The sequence below is a fragment of the Paenibacillus sp. USDA918EY genome, from assembly GCF_009870825.1.
GTDB lineage: Bacteria > Bacillota > Bacilli > Paenibacillales > Paenibacillaceae > Paenibacillus_AQ > Paenibacillus_AQ albilobatus.
The window spans coordinates 1-19,292 of the sequence record NZ_WTWY01000003.1 but is presented as its reverse complement, the minus strand read 5'-3'; the positions used below and the strand labels follow the sequence as shown (position 1 = coordinate 19,292).

Annotated in this window: 21 protein-coding genes; 14 read left to right on the top strand and 7 right to left on the bottom strand. The window is 54.8% G+C overall.

All coding sequences use genetic code 11. The features are described from left to right. Positions 1-50: 50 nt before the first annotated feature. Together GQY55_RS07835 and GQY55_RS07830 are read right to left on the bottom strand one after the other, a co-directional pair. Positions 51-1,817, bottom strand: a complete 1,767-nt coding sequence (locus GQY55_RS07835; protein ID WP_236575485.1) for an LTA synthase family protein — start codon at positions 1,815-1,817, stop codon at positions 51-53. A 269-nt stretch (positions 1,818-2,086) separates the two neighbouring features. After that, entirely contained in the window at positions 2,087-2,689 is a 603-nt protein-coding gene (locus GQY55_RS07830; protein WP_160039918.1) for a TetR/AcrR family transcriptional regulator, read from the bottom strand. A 168-nt stretch (positions 2,690-2,857) separates the two neighbouring features. On the opposite strand from GQY55_RS07830, the gene GQY55_RS07825 reads away from it, so the two are divergent. From GQY55_RS07825 to GQY55_RS07780, 10 genes are all read left to right on the top strand, one after another. Further along, positions 2,858-3,742, top strand: a complete 885-nt coding sequence (locus GQY55_RS07825; protein WP_160039916.1) for an ABC transporter ATP-binding protein — start codon at positions 2,858-2,860, stop codon at positions 3,740-3,742. Position 3,743: 1 nt separating this feature from the next. After that, positions 3,744-4,556 (top strand): ABC transporter permease subunit, encoded by an 813-nt coding sequence (locus GQY55_RS07820; protein ID WP_160039914.1) that lies wholly within the window; start codon positions 3,744-3,746, stop codon positions 4,554-4,556. A 222-nt stretch (positions 4,557-4,778) separates the two neighbouring features. Further along, positions 4,779-5,240 carry a DinB family protein gene (locus GQY55_RS07815; RefSeq protein WP_160039912.1) on the top strand — a complete coding sequence of 154 codons (462 nt, stop codon included), beginning with the start codon at positions 4,779-4,781 and terminating at the stop codon, positions 5,238-5,240. Then, complete coding sequence (locus tag GQY55_RS07810) at positions 5,237-5,782, top strand: GNAT family N-acetyltransferase (RefSeq protein WP_160039910.1); 546 nt, start codon at positions 5,237-5,239, stop codon at positions 5,780-5,782. Before GQY55_RS07815 ends, GQY55_RS07810 begins: the two co-directional genes overlap by 4 nt. Before the next feature lie 199 nt (positions 5,783-5,981). Continuing rightward, a complete protein-coding gene (locus GQY55_RS07805; RefSeq protein WP_160039908.1) occupies positions 5,982-6,932 on the top strand; it encodes a GNAT family N-acetyltransferase in 951 nt (316 codons plus the stop codon). Between the two features lie 226 nt (positions 6,933-7,158). Then, a complete protein-coding gene (locus GQY55_RS07800) occupies positions 7,159-9,015 on the top strand; it encodes an anaerobic ribonucleoside triphosphate reductase (protein WP_236575484.1) in 1,857 nt (618 codons plus the stop codon). A gap of 15 nt (positions 9,016-9,030) precedes the next feature. Further along, positions 9,031-9,600, top strand: a complete 570-nt coding sequence (gene nrdG / locus GQY55_RS07795) for an anaerobic ribonucleoside-triphosphate reductase activating protein (RefSeq protein ID WP_160039906.1) — start codon at positions 9,031-9,033, stop codon at positions 9,598-9,600. Between the two features lie 216 nt (positions 9,601-9,816). Then, positions 9,817-10,734 carry an EamA family transporter gene (locus tag GQY55_RS07790; protein WP_160039904.1) on the top strand — a complete coding sequence of 306 codons (918 nt, stop codon included), beginning with the start codon at positions 9,817-9,819 and terminating at the stop codon, positions 10,732-10,734. Between the two features lie 347 nt (positions 10,735-11,081). After that, entirely contained in the window at positions 11,082-11,606 is a 525-nt protein-coding gene (locus tag GQY55_RS07785) for a GNAT family N-acetyltransferase (protein WP_160039902.1), read from the top strand. A gap of 80 nt (positions 11,607-11,686) precedes the next feature. Then, entirely contained in the window at positions 11,687-12,085 is a 399-nt protein-coding gene (locus GQY55_RS07780) for a hypothetical protein (protein WP_236575483.1), read from the top strand. Between the two features lie 14 nt (positions 12,086-12,099). On the opposite strand, the gene GQY55_RS07775 is transcribed toward GQY55_RS07780, so the two are convergent. Beyond that, on the bottom strand, positions 12,100-12,297 hold the full coding sequence (locus GQY55_RS07775; protein WP_160039898.1) for a hypothetical protein: 198 nt from the start codon (positions 12,295-12,297) through the stop codon (positions 12,100-12,102). Positions 12,298-12,407: 110 nt separating this feature from the next. Between GQY55_RS07775 and rpiA the strand changes: the two genes are divergently transcribed. Together rpiA and GQY55_RS07765 are read left to right on the top strand one after the other, a co-directional pair. Continuing rightward, positions 12,408-13,094 (top strand): ribose-5-phosphate isomerase RpiA, encoded by a 687-nt coding sequence (gene rpiA, locus GQY55_RS07770; protein WP_160039896.1) that lies wholly within the window; start codon positions 12,408-12,410, stop codon positions 13,092-13,094. 58 nt (positions 13,095-13,152) lie between these two features. Beyond that, positions 13,153-13,614, top strand: coding sequence for a MarR family winged helix-turn-helix transcriptional regulator (locus GQY55_RS07765; RefSeq protein WP_160039894.1), 462 nt, complete (start codon positions 13,153-13,155; stop codon positions 13,612-13,614). A 98-nt stretch (positions 13,615-13,712) separates the two neighbouring features. On the opposite strand, the gene GQY55_RS07760 is transcribed toward GQY55_RS07765, so the two are convergent. Both GQY55_RS07760 and GQY55_RS07755 read right to left on the bottom strand, forming a co-directional pair. Next, positions 13,713-14,012 carry a hypothetical protein gene (locus GQY55_RS07760; protein ID WP_160039892.1) on the bottom strand — a complete coding sequence of 100 codons (300 nt, stop codon included), beginning with the start codon at positions 14,010-14,012 and terminating at the stop codon, positions 13,713-13,715. A 4-nt stretch (positions 14,013-14,016) separates the two neighbouring features. Then, positions 14,017-14,883, bottom strand: coding sequence for a helix-turn-helix transcriptional regulator (locus GQY55_RS07755; protein WP_160039890.1), 867 nt, complete (start codon positions 14,881-14,883; stop codon positions 14,017-14,019). A gap of 144 nt (positions 14,884-15,027) precedes the next feature. Between GQY55_RS07755 and fabF the strand changes: the two genes are divergently transcribed. Both fabF and GQY55_RS07745 read left to right on the top strand, forming a co-directional pair. Further along, on the top strand, positions 15,028-16,266 hold the full coding sequence (fabF, locus tag GQY55_RS07750; RefSeq protein ID WP_160039888.1) for a beta-ketoacyl-ACP synthase II: 1,239 nt from the start codon (positions 15,028-15,030) through the stop codon (positions 16,264-16,266). A gap of 118 nt (positions 16,267-16,384) precedes the next feature. Continuing rightward, on the top strand, positions 16,385-16,768 hold the full coding sequence (locus GQY55_RS07745) for a hypothetical protein (RefSeq protein WP_160039886.1): 384 nt from the start codon (positions 16,385-16,387) through the stop codon (positions 16,766-16,768). Positions 16,769-16,857: 89 nt separating this feature from the next. Here the strand turns inward: GQY55_RS07745 and GQY55_RS07740 are convergent, their stop codons facing one another. Then, the gene (locus GQY55_RS07740; protein WP_160039884.1) at positions 16,858-18,054 is read right to left on the bottom strand and encodes an MFS transporter; all 1,197 of its coding nucleotides are present in this window, start codon (positions 18,052-18,054) and stop codon (positions 16,858-16,860) included. A gap of 93 nt (positions 18,055-18,147) precedes the next feature. Next, positions 18,148-19,290: a tyrosine-type recombinase/integrase gene (locus GQY55_RS07735; RefSeq protein WP_160039882.1), complete on the bottom strand. Its 1,143-nt coding sequence runs from the start codon at positions 19,288-19,290 to the stop codon at positions 18,148-18,150. Between the last annotated feature and the right edge of the window lie 2 nt (positions 19,291-19,292).

The window sequence follows — 19,292 nt, the reverse complement described above, 5'->3', positions numbered from 1 at the left end:
ATGGAGAGGATGCTTGTGTGTTTTTTTGCGCTTTTCGATAACGGCCGTAATTATTCCCGCTTCGGCAGCAGTTTGACGTATTCGTCCGACAGCTTCATTTGCGACAGGTTGTATTCGTAATCCGGTTTGTATTTGGCGAAATCGGCGACAGGTTCGAGCGTGTCGAGGTTGACCGCGCTGCCGTCCTCAAACGTTTTGCCCGGAACGTACAAAATGTCGTCGTTAAAGAAGGAACCCGTCGGCAAGTAATAACGGCTGCCGACAATGTTATGGTCGATGTTCAGCAAATCATGGCCAAATGCGGTGAAGTTTTCTTCTTTCAGCGATATCCCGAGCAGGTTGGCGAGCGTCGGCATGATGTCCACCTGCCCGCCGACCTGCTTCACTTCCTGTCCCGGCAAGCCGGGCACGTGGATCAGAAGCGGAATGTTGAAACGCGTGACGCTCGGATCGTATTTGATGCCCAGCGCCTGGCTGACCATCGCGGGATCGTTATCCTGCGGCTGCAGGCCGAAGTGGTCGCCGTAGATGACAAGCACGGTGTCGTCCCACATGCCGTTTTGCTTCAATTGGTCGATCAAGGTTCCGATCGCATAATCCGTGTAATTGACGGCAGCCAAATAATTGCCGAGCTGCGTTCCTTTCAAGGCATCCGGGATGCTGATCTTCATCCGGTCTTCCGGCACGTTGAACGGAAAATGGCTGGATACCGTCACGAACTGCGCGTAAAAAGGTTTTTTCTCCTGGTGGAGCTTGGACAGCGTTTGGACGCCGAATTTGTACAATTCTTCGTCCGACGCGCCAAACTCGTTAAAGTGGTCGTTTTTATAGTTCGGTTTGTCGTAGTAATGGGTAAAATTCAAGGCCGGGTACAGCTTGTCCCGATCCCAAAACTTGACGTCGTTCACGTGAAACGTGTCTGCTTCGTAATTTCTTTTCTCGAGCAGCCGCGGCATGCTTGGAAGCTCGCGGTCGCCGAAGCCCGTCGACATGGCGATGGTCGCCGTCGGATAAATCGAGGTGTTGCTCATGAATTCCGCGTCGGAGGTGTTGCCTTGCCCGATCTGCTGGAATACGCGCGAGAAGTAAAAGCTGTCTTTGGCCAGGCTGTTCAGCACCGGGGTCAATTCCTGGTTATCCAGACTCAAATGGATCGGGAAGTTCTGGAACGCCTCCATTTGGATGACGATGACGTTTTTGCCTTTGGCCGCCCCAAAAAACTTCGGCTGCGCTTCCGGATGATCCTGATATGTGAACGACGCTTCCTTCGACTCGATTTTCTGCACCGTTTCCTCGATATTGCCGGAAGCGACGATGGCGGCTTCCTCTTTGGCTTTGAGCCCCGCGGCTACCTGATAATTAAAGAAGCCGAGGTGTTCGGCTTGGAGCACTTCGTTCGTGATGCCCCGGTCATTGGCGATAAAAAATACCGTGGCGGCAAGGGCGGCAACGCCGACGACCGCCGGCCATCTTTTGCGAAGCGGAGCGGACATGCCCGGTCTCCGTCCCATCAGCCTGCCGACGACCCAAACCAATGTGATCACGACGATATCGGCAAAAAAGAGATAATTCGCCGTTTCGATGGTCGACTGCACGCTGTCCTTGATGCCTCCCACCTGCTTCAGCTCGGAGAGGGCGGTGTAGGTCGGAACGGTGTTGAAATGCTGAAAGTACACCGCCGACGCAAAAAACATAAACGAGCACAGCAAGTTGAGCAGCCAGTACACGATACCCTTCGCTTTGTTGGGGATGACGAGCTCCAGCAGGGACAGAAGCACCAGCAGCGAGGCGGCGTCCGCCGCGATCCGGCTCCACATGATCTCATGAAAGAAAAAATATCGCAAAAGCAACAGCTTAAGCAGCAACAGAATGAAGATGGCGACTACAGGCGTTTTTGGCTTTGATGAACGTAAGGAAAAGTCTATCATTCCGGCTCCTTTCTAAACAACATGGTTTGATGAATGTCGGGGTCGTTCATCATTTTCGGATTCGGTCGGCGACCCCGATGATCATTGCTAACCATTACTATATTCGTTTTTTTACACGATGAAAACATAAAATTAACATAGATTTTACAATTGTTGAATCATTTTTGGGATTTGGGCCCACAAATGCCATAAAAAAATACATGCACCATTTCCTCGATGAGTTTGTCCCGATCTTCGCCGTATTGCGTCGATGCGAGCATGCGCACGGACGAATCGTAAAGCATGTTCAAATACATAATGACCGTTTCGACCGATATGCCGTCCGAAATTTCCCCGTTTGCCTTTGCTTTGCCGACCAGTTCCGCCACGAGCGGCAAACTTTTCTCCTCGTAATTTCGGCGGACGATCTCCCGGATTTCCGGATTCTCCTGCATCAATTCCGCGAGGACGGAAGGATGGAAGGTGTGGGAGTTTTTTTTCTTTTGCAAAATGATGTATTCGATCTTTTCTTTTAACGTGGAGTTCCCGCGGACGACGGATTCGAATTCATCTATGGCGCCTTGGACGTAGTCCCGGAATACTTCCCGGATCAGGGCTTCCTTGCTGCCGAAATAATTATAGATCGTCACTTGGGAAACGCCGGCTTCCCCAGCGATGTCCGCGATGCGGATTTGCTTAGTGCTGCAAGAGGCGAGCATCTTTAACGTCGTCTCTTTAATGCGGTTTTTGATCTGCTGTGCTCTACGTTCAAAGCCGTTCACTCGTGTATCAGCTCCATTTTCCGGCATTCGCCGCCTAATGATGAAATTATAACACATAAATATTTCATAACTCTATTGACGGGGAGAATCCTCCGGCGTATGATCTGGTCATGAAATATTCGATAGGTTATATTTCATAATTTTATTCCCAAGCGGGAGGCGCTGGCTATGCTAACGGTGTCGCATGTAACGAAGGTGTTTCCAGGGGGCAAAGGGATATTCGACGTCTCTTTTACCGTGGAAAAAGGGGAGGTATTCGGCTTTCTCGGTCCGAACGGGGCCGGCAAATCCACGACGATCCGGCATATTATGGGCTTCATGAAGCCCGAAAAAGGATATGTCCGGATTCAGGATTGCGATACGTGGAAAGACCAAGGGAAATTTCAGAAGCTGGTCGGATATTTGCCCGGAGAGATCGCTTTTATGGAAGGCATGACCGGGAAATCCTTTCTTGATTTTATGTCCCGGATGCAGGGAGGCGTCGATCCGAAGCGCAGGGAGGAGCTCGTCCGGCGGTTGCAGTTCGACGAACGGACGCCGATCCGGAAGATGTCCAAGGGCATGAAGCAAAAGGTCGGCATCGTGGCCGCGTTTATGCACGAACCCCGGGTGATCATTTTGGATGAGCCGACGTCGGGGCTCGATCCGCTGATGCAAAAGGTGTTCATCGAGTTAGTTTTGGAGGAAAAGGCGAAAGGCACGACGTTTTTGATGTCTTCGCACAGCTTTCCGGAAATCGAGCGGACCTGCGACCGGGCAGCGATCATCAAGGACGGGAAAATCATTGCCGTCAAAAACGTCCATGAGCTGCAGGCCGTGCAGCGGAAACTGTTCGAGGTGACCTTCGAGCTTGCGGAAGACCGGGATGCATTTCTTTGCAGCGGCATGAAAATCGACTCTTGCCAAGACAACAAGGTGCGCGTCGCGGTGCAGGGAGACTACAATCGTTTCGTGCAGGAAACGGCCAAGTACAGAATCCGCAGCATCGACGTGTTTTCGCAAAACCTGGAGGATGTCTTTATGGATTATTACGACCGGACGGGAGGCCAATGACATGAACATGGCGTTGTACGGGCAAATGCTCAAAAATCATCTGCGGACGATGGCGAGTTACGCGTTCGGTTCCGCTTTTTACATCCTGCTCATGTTCTGGATCTATCCGAGCATGGCCACGCAGTCGGAAAACTTGAATGCGATCATTGCGTCGATGCCGGAAGGAGTCAGCAAGGCGTTCAGCCTGGAAAACGGGTTCGGCAGCGTCGAGTCGTTTATTTCCGGGGAATATTACGGGCTTTTGTTCGTGCTCATTTTATCCATCTTCAGCATCATGACGGCCACCCAGCTGATGGCGCGCCTCGTCGATCAAGGTTCGATGGCGTACCTGCTTGCCGCCCCGACGACCCGGGTCAAGGTGGCGCTTACGCAGGCGGCTGTCCTGCTTACGGGGTTGTTCCTCATTTCGCTCGTCACGACGCTTGCCGGATACGGAGGATACGCCTGGTTCATCGGCGATGTCGGCGAGCTTGATTCCGGCAGCTTTTTGCTGCTGAATCTGGGCGCGTTTTTGCTCTTTTTTGCCGTTTGCGGCATCAGCTTTTTTATTTCTGCGGTTTCGGGCGACGAAAAACGGGCGCTAGGCCTTTCCGGCTTCGTCGTATTTGGTTTTTTCAGCCTGAATTTGGTGGGCAAAATCAGCGAGAAGCTGTCCTGGATGCAGCATATTTCCTTGTTTTCGCTGTTCAATACCGCGGATATCGTCAAGGGGGAGGTCCGTTGGACGCCGGTCGTCCTGATTTTGCTGGCGGTCGGCATTGCCGGATTTGCGGCAGGAATCCTCTTGTTCCGGAAAAAAAGCTTGCTGCTGTAATTCATTATATAGGGGGGAAGCCGCGATCGGCAGCGGTTTTGGATGAAGCGGCTTTCGCGACGTTCGCCGGTCGTATTTTCGTTGTTGCAGCTTGGCGGCTTCCCGTTTTCCCAGTGGTTTTTTATCAAGCGGGGCCAAACAAATGTTCTTGTCGGGAAATCCGTTGAATGGTATGATCAGGAAAGGAAACCCATTCGAATCATGCCAAGGAGGAGTTTCGAAATGAATACGAAGCAGGAAAAATTGGCGGCTTTCGCCGAACTGGCCGGATTTGCCGAATCGCTGGAACGTTTGACCGAGGAGGCGTGGGCCGGGCCGATCGCGGAAGGAAAATGGTCGCCGCGCGACATTATCAGCCATATGATGCTGTGGGACAAATACTTTTTGGAAAATGCGGTTCTGCCCATGGCGGAGCATCGCCCAATGACGCTGAAGCCGCTCGATTTCGACGAGTTCAATCGCGACGCCGCGGCTTACGGGCGAACCCGGAGCAAGCAGGATTTGATCCGCCAAACCGTGGAAGCGCGCAAGCGGCTCATCGAGGTCATTGAAAGCATCCCGGAATCGGAATTCGGGCATAAGTATGAAGACAAGCTGTCGGTCGACGAATATTTGCTGGATTTTTACGAGCATGACCGCCATCATATGGCGCAAATCAATACATATCTTTCGGAGCGGGCATGATTCGGATTCGCGAAGGGGAGCTTTCGGTTCGATCATTGACGGAGGAAGACGCTCCGCTGCTGGCAGCGTGGCTCAGCGACCCGCGCGTGCTTGAATTTTACGAAGGCCGGGACCGGCCGCATGACCTGGCGCAGGTGTACGCGCATTTTTACCGGAAGGACAGCGATTCGGTCCGGAACATCGTGATGTACGGGGACCGGCCCGTAGGATACGTTCAATATTATGAAATCGACGAGGAGGAACGGGAGCTGTACGGGTATGCAGGCACGCGGGAGCGGATCTTCGGCATGGACCAGTTTATCGGCGAGACGGACTGCTGGAACCGCGGAATCGGTACGCGGCTGGTTCAGGCGGTGGCGAAATATTTGCTGTCGGAGCTGCAGGCGGACCGGATCGTTATGGATCCGCAGGCATGGAATGCCCGCGCGCTCCACGTCTACGAAAAATGCGGGTTCGTGAAGAAAAAGCTGCTGCCGCGGCATGAATGGCATGAAGGGGCCTACCGGGACTGCTGGCTGATCGAGCTGGACGGACGAACCTGACGAACATAAAGTTGAAAAGCAAGGGCTGTACCCGAGGTCTGTTAAAGACCGGGGTACAGCCCTTTTTATTAGTGTAATGATAATCCACTGCTTCCTGGCATTGCAAGAAAAACGACCTTGCCTGATTAGTGGCATGAAAACGGACAATGGGGTCGTAAGCTAAAGAGGAGGTCTTTTTAGGCGGAAGGGAGCGATCGGCGTGGACAAAAAGGAGCGGCTGAAAGAACTGCATCATCTCGACCTTGGGGAGGGTTTTTGCTTGCGCAGGGCCGAGGCTGCGGAATGGGAGACGTATGCCGGCGTCTATTATCATCAGGCGACGGTCGGCTTTTACCGGAACGGGAACGGCGCCGGAGGCCTTCTTCCTGCGGGGGATGAGCCCTTTTGGCTTCAAAGGGATGAGGCCGTTCAAGGCGGACTTGCCTTGTCGGCCGGGGCGTTCCGGCATCTTTTTGCGCTTCCGCCTTTTCGGACCGATGCGGAGCTGATCAGGCGGATCGCGCAAGCGCTGCGTCGGGTCGGCGGGCCGGGGCAGCCGCTTCGGGCATGGGATGTCCCGGACGACTGCGCGGAGGCGTACATCCGGGCAGGATTCCGGCCGGACCCGGGCAGATTCCGCTGGATGCAGCGCCCAGCCGCGGAATTTGCGGATATGCTTCCCGATCCGCTGGCATGGCGCCCGGTAGAAGTCCTGCGGGATTCGGCCGGGGCAAGGATGGCGTTGGAACGCGAAGCCGGGCTTTTGCTATTCAAGCATGCGCCGGAAGCGGGACGACCGGAGCTGACGCCACCCTCATTCGCGCAGACGCTGCACCGGCTTCGCGAATGGGCAGCCCGCAGCTCGAAGGCCGGGCTTGACGCATCCAGTCTCGTTTACGACGGCGCCACGCGCGCTTTGATCGGCGTATGCCTGATCGGATACGCGGAAGGATGCCCGACAATCGACGGGCTGGCCGTATTGCCTGCGTTCCGGGGCAGGGGAGTGGCGACGCGTATGCTGGGAAGGACCATGACCGTTTTGGCCCGCAACGGGGAGCGGCTTGTCCGCATTCGGATCATGCACGGCCATCCGATCGAGTCGTTGTGTTACCGACTCGGCTTTATGCCCGGCCCGCTGTTTATGCCGGAGATGACGCTTGTCCGTTCCTGAACCCGGCCGGTCAGAGGGCGCAGCTTTTTTCATAATAACAGAAAGCATAAACTACAGAGCCGTTGCTTCCTGATATTGCAAGAAAAACTTCCTTTAGTACGTCGATAGACGTTTTTGTTATTATCGGGGTGTGACAATATATATAGTGTTGGTTCGAATGGTTGAGTACTATATATGGTGTCGGATGGGCGGCCCATCCCATTATCGCCGTAAGGAGGAAGTTGTAATGATGACATACGAACAGGATCGGACCGGACATCTTTGGCGTTCCTTTCATGATATGCTGCAAGCCGGCAGCCCGGATGTGCTTCGGGAAAACGCAAACGTGGACGGGAAATCGCCGATGGGGCTCATGAGCAAGTTTGCCAGCGAAAGCGCCAAAATGTACACGGTCGAGCATTTATTGGCGCCGGAAGTGCGGGAAGCGATGGAACAAAATTTGATCTATCCCCATGACCTCGATTTTTATGCCGCAGGGACGACCACCTGCTGCCAAATTCCGCTCGGCAAGCTGCTGCGGGGAGGGTTTAACACCGGCCATGGCCATATGCGCGAGCCGCAGGACATCAAAAGCGCCATGGCGCTTGCTTCGATCATTTTGCAGGCCAACCAGAACCAGCAGCACGGGGGACAAGCTTTTCCGATGTTTGATGCCGATTTGGCGCCGTATGTGCGGAAAACGTACGAAAGAAAGCTTCGCATGCTGCGGGAGCTGCCGCTGCGGGACGATTTCGACCTGGAGCGGGAAGCTTGGAGCATGACGGAGCGGGACGTTTATCAGGCCTGCGAAGCATTCATTCATAACGCGAATTCGATGCACTCCCGCGGGGGCGGACAAGTGCCCTTCATATCGGTCAACTATGGGACGGACACGTCCGATTGCGGCCGGATGCTGACAAGGCAGCTGCTGCTTGCGACCCAGCGCGGACTCGGGCGCGGCGAAACGCCGATTTTTCCGATTCAAATTTTCAAAGTGAAATCCGGGGTGAATTTCCGGCCGGAGGACCCGAACTACGATTTGTATAAGCTTGCGCTTGAAACGACCGCCCGCAGGCTGTTCCCGAATTTTGCCTTTCTCGATTCGCCGTTCAATAAAGCCTACGACCGGGGAACGCGGGAAAGCGAGGTTTGCTACATGGGCTGCCGGACGCGCGTGATGGGAAACGTGAACGGGGAGGAAACCGCCGTCGGCCGCGGGAACCTGTCGTTTACGTCGGTTAACCTTGTCAAGCTTGCGCTGTTGTCCGCCGGTCCGGAGGAGTTTGACCGCAGACTCGAAAAAGCGATGGACGTGGCGGTTCGCCAGCTTCATGACCGTTTCCGCTACCAGGCAGGCCGGCAGGCCGGGAACTTCCGTTTTTTGTATTCCCAAGGCGTATGGCGGGGCGGGGAACGTTTGCGGCCCGATGACCGGCTGGGCGACGTGCTTAAGCAGGGGACGCTGAGCGTCGGCTTCATCGGGCTGGCCGAAGCCTTGACGGCGCTCTACGGCCGCCATCACGGCCAGGACGAGGAGATGCAGCGGCAAGGGCTTCGGATCATCCGCCGCATGCGCGAACGGATGGACCGCGAGACGCGGGACAGCGGGCTGAATTTTACGCTGATCGCAACCCCTGCGGAAGGACTGGCGGGAAAATTCGTGAACAAGGACCGGGAGCTGTTTGGGACCATCCCGGGCATCACGGACCGCGACTATTACACGAATTCGTTCCACATCCCCGTTTATTTCCCGATCAAGGCGGCGGATAAAATCCGTTTGGAGGCGCCGTACCATGAGCTTTGCAACGCCGGACACATCACCTACGTCGAAGTGGACGGATCGGTTATTCACAACGTGGCGGCGCTGGACCGGATCGTGCGCTGCATGGCCGAGAACCGGATCGGCTACGGTTCGATCAATCACCCGGTCGACCGCTGCAAAACATGCGGCCACGGCGGGATTATCGACGACCGCTGCCCGGGATGCGGCGGTGCGGAGATCGAGCGGATTCGGCGGATCACCGGGTATTTAGTCGGCGATATGGACAAATGGAATTCGGCCAAACGCGCGGAGGAAGCCGACCGTCTGAAACATGGCAGATAAGGAGCGAGAAGGCATATGGGTACGGAAACGGAGTTTGTTCCGGCATTTTCCCGTGAAGGGGAGGCAACGGTATGGATTATGGATATCGTACATGACAGCGTCGTGGACGGCGAAGGGCTTCGTACCGTCATTTTTTGCGCGGGCTGTCCGCACCGGTGCGCCGGCTGCCACAACCCGGAATCGTGGAAGCTGCGCAGCGGCAGGCGCTTGAGCATCGCCGAAGTCGTCCGGGAAGCGGGGAGCAACCCGCTGACGGACATAACGCTTTCGGGTGGCGACCCTTTCCTGCAGGCGCGGGGCATGAGCCTGGCGGCAAGGGAGCTGAAAGGGCGGGGGAAGCATATTTGGGCGTATACCGGCTACACGCTCGAGGAGCTGCTTGCAAGCGGCGACCGCCACAAACAGGAGCTTCTCGACTGCTGCGGCGTGCTGGTGGACGGCCGCTTCCAGCTTGAGCAGCGGGACTTGTCCATTCCGTTCCGGGGAAGCCGGAACCAGCGGATATGGGCACGGAGGGACGGAGGCTGGGAAGAAATCTATCCGCTTGACCCGTCCGGCAGGACATCCTTTATTCTGGTAACGTAACTCATTGACGCCCCCGGAAGAATGTTTTAATATTCAATCTTGAAGGCAACGAGATACGCAACATAAACTATGACGCAGCACCTGTCTTAAACTCCGATTCGTTCGCGAGTGGCGAAATTTTAACGATGGCTCGGCCATCGGTTTCGTTCGCCCCCTGTCTATTCCGACGGGGGGTTTTTGGTTGTTGCGCGGCTTGCATCAAAGGGGGAATCATACATGAACAAACTTAAATATTCGCTGCTCATTTTGATCGGGGCGATCAGCTACGGCTTGCTGTCTTCGATCATGAAGGTCGGCATGAAGGAAGGTTTTACCGTCAGCCAAATGCTGGGCGGGCAATACGTATTCGGCTGGACATTTTTGCTCATCTTAATGCTCCTTTTTTCGCGCAAAAAGCTGTCCCCGAAGCAGTGGCTGTCTCTGCTGGCCGTCGGGATCACGATGAGCGGCACTTCGGTATTTTACGGAAAAGCCGTTGAGCTACTGCCCGCATCGATCGCCGTCGTCCTTTTATTCCAGTTCACCTGGATCGGCGTGCTGCTGGAGGCGGTAGCGGACCGGCGTTTCCCGAATAAGAGCAAAATCGCTTCCATCATTGTGCTGTTGGCGGGAACGCTGCTCGCCGGAGGCGTCATCGGTCAACAAAGCGGAGCGCTGGACATGAAAGGCGTCATCTTCGGGCTGCTCTCCGCCTTTACGTTTGCGCTGTACATGTTTGTCAGCGGGCGTGTAGGAACGGAAGTGCCTGCTTTCAATAAAAGCTTTTTCATGACGACGGGCTCCGGCGTGATCGTGTTGTCGGTGTTTTCTCCAACGTTTTTATGGGATGGGGCCCTTGGCGCCGGTTTATGGAAATATGGCATCACGCTGGGTTTTCTCGGCATTTTGATCCCCGTCGTTTTCTTTGCGATCGGCATGCCGAAGGTCGGATCGGGAACCGGAGCGATCCTTGGCGCCGCCGAGCTGCCCGCTGCGGTGGTCGCGTCGGTGCTTCTCGTGCATGAACACGTCAGCGGCCTGCAATGGATGGGCATCGTGCTGATTTTTATCGGGATCGCCATTCCGCAAATCCGGTTTTCCAGACAGAAAAAGCCGCCGCTTTACGAGACCCAAAAGTCTGCGGCGAATCTCTGACCTTTTCGTGGCGGATTGCGGGTTAACGACCGCTGCGCAGGGTAATGTATGAATGTAGACTTCTCTTCATTATTTTTTGGCCTCGGCTTGTTCAGCCGCAGGCTCTTTTTTTTGTATCAGGATTTTGCAAAATTCGATTCCGGCCGTTCCCGGGTCCAATATTTAGACGGACGAAACATTTTCGCTTCATATATGATTGAAAGTCGCTCTTTGGATTTTTGCAATATCCTCGTATAATAGGATCAAAAAGGAGGGTGTACGGTTATTCCAAAAAGACGCATCGCATTTCCAAATTCAACTATGGCAAAAGGGAGGGATTCTAACACACATATTGGAGGAAACAAACGATGATCATTAGAACGATGCAGCTTCATGAATCCGGCTTGATCCGGCAAATCGACAGATCGGAGACGATCGGAAGCATTTATAAAATAAACGATGGCGTGCTTGAAGCCGTCCCCGCAGGGCATGAATGCCCGACCTGGGATGAAAGGCATGCGCAGGAAATGATGGAACGTTTCGAATATGAGCTGAAGCGCGGCGGAACGGCCTACGGGGCTTTCGACGGGGATACGCTCGCCGGTTTCGGCGTGCTCGGGCACCGTTTCCGCGGCGAAAATCAAGACCGGCTGCAGGTCGATCTGATGTACGTCAGCCGCCCGTACCGCAGGCAGGGCATCGGAACGCGAATCATGGAGGAGCTTTCCAAGGCGGCGAAAGAACGCGGAGCGTCCTATTTGTACATCTCTTCCACGGAAACGGAGTCGGCGGTTCATTTTTACATGGCCAACGGCGGCAAAGTGACCGACCAGGTGGATGAAGAGTTGTTCCAAATGGAGCCCGAAGACATCCACATGCTGAAAAAGCTTTAGCATGATGCCTAGACGGATGGCGGCACGCCGAAACGAATGGAATGGATGAAGGTGAAGACTTGTTAGTTTATGTCGGATATGTGATAGGAATTTTGATCCTTGCGGCGGCAGGTTACCTCGCATGGCGAAATTCGAGAATCATTGCGGAGCAGAAGGACAAAAAAGGCGACGTTCCCGCCGTTTCTTCGTACACGGTGCAGGTCGAACGCCAGGCCGAAACAGGCGAAGGCGCAAACGCGACTCCGCTGCTTGAGGCGGTGTACCGCGAAGCCGAGGGAACGGTGCAAGTTCGTTTAAGCCGGGTGAACGGCACGATCGGCGAGCTGCAGCTGGAGCATGCGGTGCAGATTATGGAGCATACCTGCTCCGGATTGGCGTCCAAGGGCGAGACGGTCCGCATCGCAGCCTTCGATGGGGCGATTTTGAACGAGGAAGAAAAACAAGCCGTCGTCCGGCTTGAGCGGAGACTGCGGCGTTAGCGCACAGGCAACCGCTACATATGATAACTTCCGCTCGGTTCGTGCAGCACCCATTCCAGCATGCTGATCATGTCTTCGAGCCGAAGAAGCTGGGCGTTCAGCGAGGCATGCGCCGGCGTGTCCGGTTCTGCCGAATCGATGCGGGCCATAAGGGATTTCTTTTGCAGCGTAAGTTCATTGATTTTGGATTTGATCTGATTTTCGGTTCTCATGTTCGATACCTCCAAAGACTGTCATCTTATGTCTGATTATATCAGGTCATGGGCAAGATCCCTAATGAACCGAAATATCGAATGAATCATGATTGAGGAGCGTGGAGAGTATGAACATGAAACAGCTGGCCGCGGAAAAAGCGGTGGAATACGTCAAGGACGGCATGCGCGTCGGGCTGGGAACGGGTTCGACGGCTTATTGGGCCATCCGCAAAATCGGCGAGCGCGTTCGGGCGGGACTGAACATTCGGGCGGTCGCGACGTCCAAGGCTTCGGAAAAGCTCGCGGAGGAGGAAGGCATCCCTTTGATTCCTTTTGACCGCATCGACGGGCTGGATTTGACGATCGACGGCGCCGACGAGCTCGACCGCGAGCTTCACCTGATCAAAGGCGGCGGCGGTGCGCTGCTGCGCGAGAAAATCGTGGCGTACCACAGCAAGGAATTGATCGTCATCGCCGATGAAAGCAAGTTCGTGGACAAGCTCGGCAGCTTCCCGCTGCCGGTGGAAATCGTTCCTTTTGCCAATGAATGGACGATGGCCGCGCTGGAAAAACTCGGGGCCAAACCGATGCTGAGAACGGACGGCGAGCGCATCTACGTGACGGATAACGGCAACTACATTGCCGACTGCCGGTTCGGCGTCATCGAGAACCCCGCAGAGCTTCACCGGACGCTGCTGGCGCTGCCGGGCGTCGTGGACAACGGCCTGTTTATCGGAATGGCTTCCCGGGCCGTCATCGGGCGTCAGGACGGTACTGTAACCGTCATGAATCCGCCGGACGTAAACGGACGTTGACATTTTGGCGGCTTTCCACTATCTTTATATTAAGATAGTAGTTTTGGAGGTTTCTCGTATGGCAGACAAAATGAACAATGACGAATTGTCCCTGGAGCTCTTTATCGTGCTCGCGCGCGCGTACAATTCGGTCGTAGCCCATTCCTCGCGCGATATTCAAAGCCACGGGCTGAATACCACCGAGTTTGGCGTGCTTGATCTTCTGTACCACAAAGGGCCGCAGCCTTTGCAAAAAATCGGCGAGAAGGTGCTTATTTCCAGCGGAAACATTACTTACGTGGCCGATAAGCTGCAGAAAAAAAATCTGCTCGTGCGCAAAGCCTCGCCGGACGACCGCCGCGTCATTTTTGCGGACCTGACGGATGAAGGGCGCGATTTCTTCGGGAAGATTTTCCCGAACCATCAGCAGGTGCTTGTTCATGCGGTCGAAGGACTGAACGAGGACGAGAAAAAACAGGCCGTCGAGCTTTTGAAAAAGCTTGGACTTTCTGCCGAAGAGAGCTTTAAAGCAGGCCGCTAAAAGCGATAAAAATGCATATCGATGACAGCAAAACAGCCGCGTCGCCGCGCTTGAACAAGCGGAGGGACGGGCTGTTTTTCGTTTGCCAAAATCCGCGGTTATAGCTTAAACCGCTCCACATGGTCCCAAAGCTTCTCCTCGATCAAAATTTCCTTCTGCTTCGGGCCGATCAAGTCAAAATGCGGAAACGGATTCCGGTTATGGATATGCCGGGAGGGCAAACCGTGCGTCTCGCACCATGATTTGAGCCGTTGCAGGTCCGAGCAGCCCACTTTGGTTACGGTCGTCATTCCCGGAAATCGCGGATCAAGCCAGAAATGGGTCAAAAACGCGATTTCGCCCCGGTTGACCGCCTGCTTCCAAGCTTCAAGTTCTTTCCGGTTTATACCAAAAGCCATGATTTTATCCTCCCCGAACGTTCATTTCATCCGCCGATGTTTTCATCAGCCGTTTGAGCTTGGCTTCCGTCGAGGAGCCGGCGGCAGGCGTGTATACGCTGCAGCGGAGATCGGCCCCGCCCTGGACTTGGAGCGAAGTCAGGTCAAAGAGCATTTTTCCCATTTTGGCATGCCGGAATTCGATGACGACCTCCGGTGCGCTGCTGACCTGACTGTGCTTCCATAAAGGGAGAAATTCCGGATCGACCTGCTCCATTTCCTGCAAAAACTGCTCGTACCAGGCATCTTCCACGTATTGCCCGTAATAGGAACGGAAAATCGAAAGAAAACCCATCACAAAATGCTCCCAATTGACCGCGAGCCGCCGGAATTCCTTGCGGGTGAACAGCAGGCGGATCATGTTCCGCTGCTTCGGCGGAATCCGTTCAAAGGCCAGAAACACGTGGGAGGCCGCACGGTTCCAGCCTACGATCTGACAATGGCGGTCGGAAATGATCGTCGGGCAGTAGTGGAGCTCGTCCACCATTTTTTGCAGCGACGGGCTGATCTTGGGCTCCTCCTGCTGCGTCAAAATGGAGCTCGCCGGCGTTTCCATGGCCAGGGCAAACAAATATTTCCGCTCGTCGGGCGTCAGGCGCAGGGCGGAAGCGATACAGTCGAGCACCGACGAGGAAACGTTGATGTCCCGGCCTTGCTCAAGCCACGTATACCAGGTGCTGCTGACGCCGGCCAGCTGGGCGACCTCTTCTCTGCGCAGCCCGGGCGTACGGCGGCGTCCCCCTGAAGGCAAACCGACCGTTTCGGGCTGGATTTTGGCGCGCTGCTCGGTCAGGAAGGCCGACAGCGCCTTGAGACGGGTGTCGCGGTTCATCGTATTTCTCCCTTCGAATGAAATCGTTTCAGCTCCCAAAATATCAGCATAGTATTCATTATACTAGGATAAAGAACAACTTGTAATAGGATAACACCTGTGAAAAGATAATGCCATAAAGGATTCTACAGGAGGAATTTGCGTATGGAAAGAGTTGTCATCACTGGAGCGGGTTTGGTCTCGCCGCTGGGTAACGACGTTTCGGCATTTTGGAATGCGCTGCTGCAAGGAAAGTCGGGAATTTCACGGATCGACGATTGGGACACTTCCGGCATGAAAACGTCGCTGGCGGGCGTGGTGCGCGATTTTGACGGCGATGCCCGTTTCGGCAAAAAGGAAGCCCGGCGCATGGACCGTTTCTGCCAGTTTGCGCTGGCGGCCGCAGAAGATGCGATTCGGGACGCGAACCTATCGCTAGAGCAGGTGAACAAGGAGCGGATGGGCGTCTATGTCGGCTCCGGCATCGGCGGCATATCCACCTTGATGGAGCAGACGGAGGTTCTTCGTTCGCGCGGTCCGTCCCGCGTCAGCCCGCTGCTGGTGCCGATGATGATCTCCAACATGGCTGCCGCGATGATCAGCATTCGGACGGGAGCGCAGGGCCCGACCCTTTCCCCCGTAACGGCATGCTCGATCGGCAACACGGGGATCGGCGAAGCATTCCGGCTGATCCGCGCAGGCGGTGCGGACGTTATTCTGGCCGGAGGCGCCGAAGCTGCGATCTCGGAAATATCGATGGCCGGATTCGGCAACTCGACCTCGCTTTCAGGCTGGGACGGCGATCCCGCCCGGGCAAGCCGGCCGTTTGATGCCGGGCGGGACGGATTCGTCATGGCGGAGGGAGCAGGCATCCTGGTATTGGAAAGCTTGTCCCATGCACAAAAACGCGGTGCTCAGATCTACGCGGAAGTGACCGGGTACGGCGCGACGTCCGACGCATACCACATCGTTGCTTCCCATCCGGAAGGAAAAGGGGCCTATCTGGCCATGAAGCTGGCGCTGCAAGAGGCGGCCATAGAGCCCGAAAACGTGGACGTGATCAGCGCCCATGCGACGAGCACGGAGGTTGGGGACCGGTCCGAGGTTGCGGCCATTAAGCGGATGTTCGGGGAAGCGGCCCACCGGATTCCGGTAACGGCCAACAAATCGATGATCGGCCACATGTTTGGCGCCGCCGGCGGCGTGGAAGCGATCGCGCTGGTGCAGATGATCCGCGAAGGCAAAATCCCGCCGACGATCAACCAGGAGACGGCCGATCCGGAATGCGACCTGGATTTTGTGCCGAACGAAGCCCGGGAGAAAAACGTTCGCGTCGGCATATCCAATTCCTTCGGTTTCGGGGGACATAATGCGGTCATCGTGCTGGAAAAGTTCGAGCCATAAGCCGATCGTAAGTTTCGCCGTTTATATGCAATCACCCGCTGTTGGTCGGTTAGGCGACTGGATTTACATTTTTTGTTATACTGAAGAAAACCGATAGGGTATGCAAAGGGTGAGTGGGTTGCCTGTAAAAATTTGTCACGAATGCGGCGCATCGAACGATGAAAAAGCCGGTTCCTGCATCGTTTGCGGCGCTTCGCTTGAGCAGGTCAAAGCCGTGCGCCCCTTAAAAACGGGCAAAAAATTCGATACTTTCGAAGAAGAAGATCCATATGTTCCTTCCCGAAGCCGGGGGCTTCGGTTGGATCTATCCGGCAACGGCTGGCTGATGGCCATGCTGGTGGTTGCGACGGTCATCTATCCGATTTTGGGCATGATCGTCGGCGGTCTGGTGGCCCTCCTGGGCGATCACGAGGAAAAACGCAATACCGGGAAATTTTTGCTGCTGCTGGGCCTGATCATCTGGCTCGTCCGGGTCTTGTTCGTACAGCTGCTGATGCGATAGTTCGCCATTTCAAGATTTCAGGCTAAAAAGGCCGGGCAGAGCGGTTTACGCTCATAAGCCCGGCTTTTGTAGTTTAAAGGGTGTGCTGGTCATGCGGCTGCATGGCGCCGTTGAAGCTTGGCAAGCAGCGTGGACAGCAGCAGCGCGGCAGCCAGGAAGCCGGCGATCATGCCGACCACGCCGCGCCAGCCGTACGCCCCCCAGAAGGTGCCGCCCAGCGTGCCGCCGACGCTCGAACCACCGTAATAAAAAAACAAATAAAGCGAGGATGCCTGCGCTTTTTCATGTTTGGCCCGAATGCCGATCCAGGAGCTGGCGATGGAATGGGAGCCAAAAAATCCGAAGGTGAAAATGATGATGCCGGCGATTTTGACCGCCAGCACCGGGCTCAGCGTAAGCAGCGCGCCGCTCAGAAAAATGGCGAGTCCGATCCGCAGCATAAGCGGCCTGCCGTGCGCATCGGCCATTTTTCCCATCCAGGTTGAGCTGAAGGTTCCGGCGATATACACGATAAAAATGAATCCGACCAGCGTCTGGCTGAGAGAATAAGGCGGCGCGATCAGCTGGTAACCGATGTAGTTGTACAGCGAAACGAAACTGCCCATCAGCAAAAAGCCAAGCGCGTACAAAATAAGCAGGCCGGGATCCCGGAACTGGCTGCCAAGCGAACGCAGCAGCGGCTTGAACCGCAGCGGCCGGGCTTCGAAATGCCGGGACGGCGGCAGCAGGGCCAGGAAGACGAAGCTGAAGATCAGGCCGAGAAGTCCGATCGCGGCGACGGCGATCCGCCAATTCCACAAATCCGTCAGCGCTCCGGTGATCACGCGGCCGCCCATGCCGCCGATGGAATTGCCGCTGATGTACAGCCCCATCACCGCCCCCAGGCTGCTTGGGGCGATTTCTTCGCCCAGATAAGCCATCGCGATGGCCGGAAGGCCGGCCAAGACGGCGCCCAGGATGATCCGGAAGATCAGCAGCATGTGAAAATTCGGAACCCACGCGGTCGCAAGCGTCAGAACGGATGCGGCAATCATGGCGACGGTCATGACCGGCTTGCGTCCCCAGGATTCGCTGAGGGAGCCCACGATGATCATGCTGAACGCCAGCACCAGCGTCGTCAGCGACAGCGAAAGGCTGGCGGTCACCGGGGAAATGCCAAACTCCTTGGAGAACTCGGGCATCAGCGGCTGGGTATAATAAAGGATGGCAAACGTATTAAACCCCCCTGCAAAAAGGGCCAAGCTCGTTTTGCGAAATGCGGAGGTACCGTGTTGGATATAACCCATGATGCAAGACTCCTTAAAAATCCTTGATATACAAGGGAATAAATTTGTGGGGAAGTGCATTTCCCCACATTTTCCCCACATTGGGTAGCATGATTAGATGCTTCGCATTAATTCGCCAAACTTCTGCGAAGCTTCTTTTTTCTTTTCTTTTGTTACATGCAAATATACATTTCGAGTGGTGTTGTCATCTTTATGGCCGAGTCGTTCCATGATCTCCTGCAGGCCTACGCTGGCTTCGGCCAATAGTGATGTATGAGTGTGGCGTAATGAGTGGGGGGTCAAACTTTCATTCAGGCCCGCCAGTTTCAGGAGCCTCCGCATATGGTTTTCAATCGTTCTGATGTATATTGGATATCCTACGTTCAAAGGATCAGTTCTCGTGAACACGAAATCGCCTTTGTAATAAGTTTTCCGGTATTTCATCATCAGTTCTTTTTGCCATGTGCGATGTTGCTTCAATGCCTCGATTACAATGGGCTCTACGTCAATTTTCCGTTTTGATCGTTTGGTTTTTGGCGTTAAAAGGTAGAATTCCTGTGCCCGGTTTGACGGATTATAATACGTCTTGGTAATGCTGATGGTATGCTCGTCCATATCGAGGTCGGACCAACGGAGCGCGCAAAGTTCACCGGCGCGCATTCCGGAGTAGGCCAGAATGAGAAATATCGGATAGTCCTGCTGGAAGCCTTGCTCTTGGGCTGTCTTCAGCAATAAAGCGAGTTCGCCTTTTTCGAGGTACTTCACAACTTCTTCCTCTTGCTCAAGCTCTTCGACCGTCGTTAACTTCCGCGGCAGCTTTGCGAATTGAGTAGGATCAGCTTTAATCACCTTCAGTTCAACCGCTTTACTGAATATCATTTTTCCGGTTGAATGAACGCCAGAAATTGTGTTATGAGATAAGCGGCCGTTGGTTTTCAGATCGTTTATCGCATCCTGGTACATCTTATGGGTGATGTCCTTCATTTTCATGTTTTCAAAATACTTTGTAAGACGGCCTGATTCATGTTCCCGCACGCGGATCGTGCTCATTTTAACTCCTGATTTTTTGTACGTTTCAAGCCACGTCTTTACAAAATCCCCAAAGGTGACGTTCTTCTCTTGAACAAAAGTTCCTTCTTCGACTTCTGTGATCAACGCTGCTGCAGCCTTCTCAGCTTCCCGCTTTGTCTTAAATCCACTGAGTTCCTTTTGTTTTCGCTTGTTGGTGACGGGATCGCGGCCAATATCAACAGTCACCG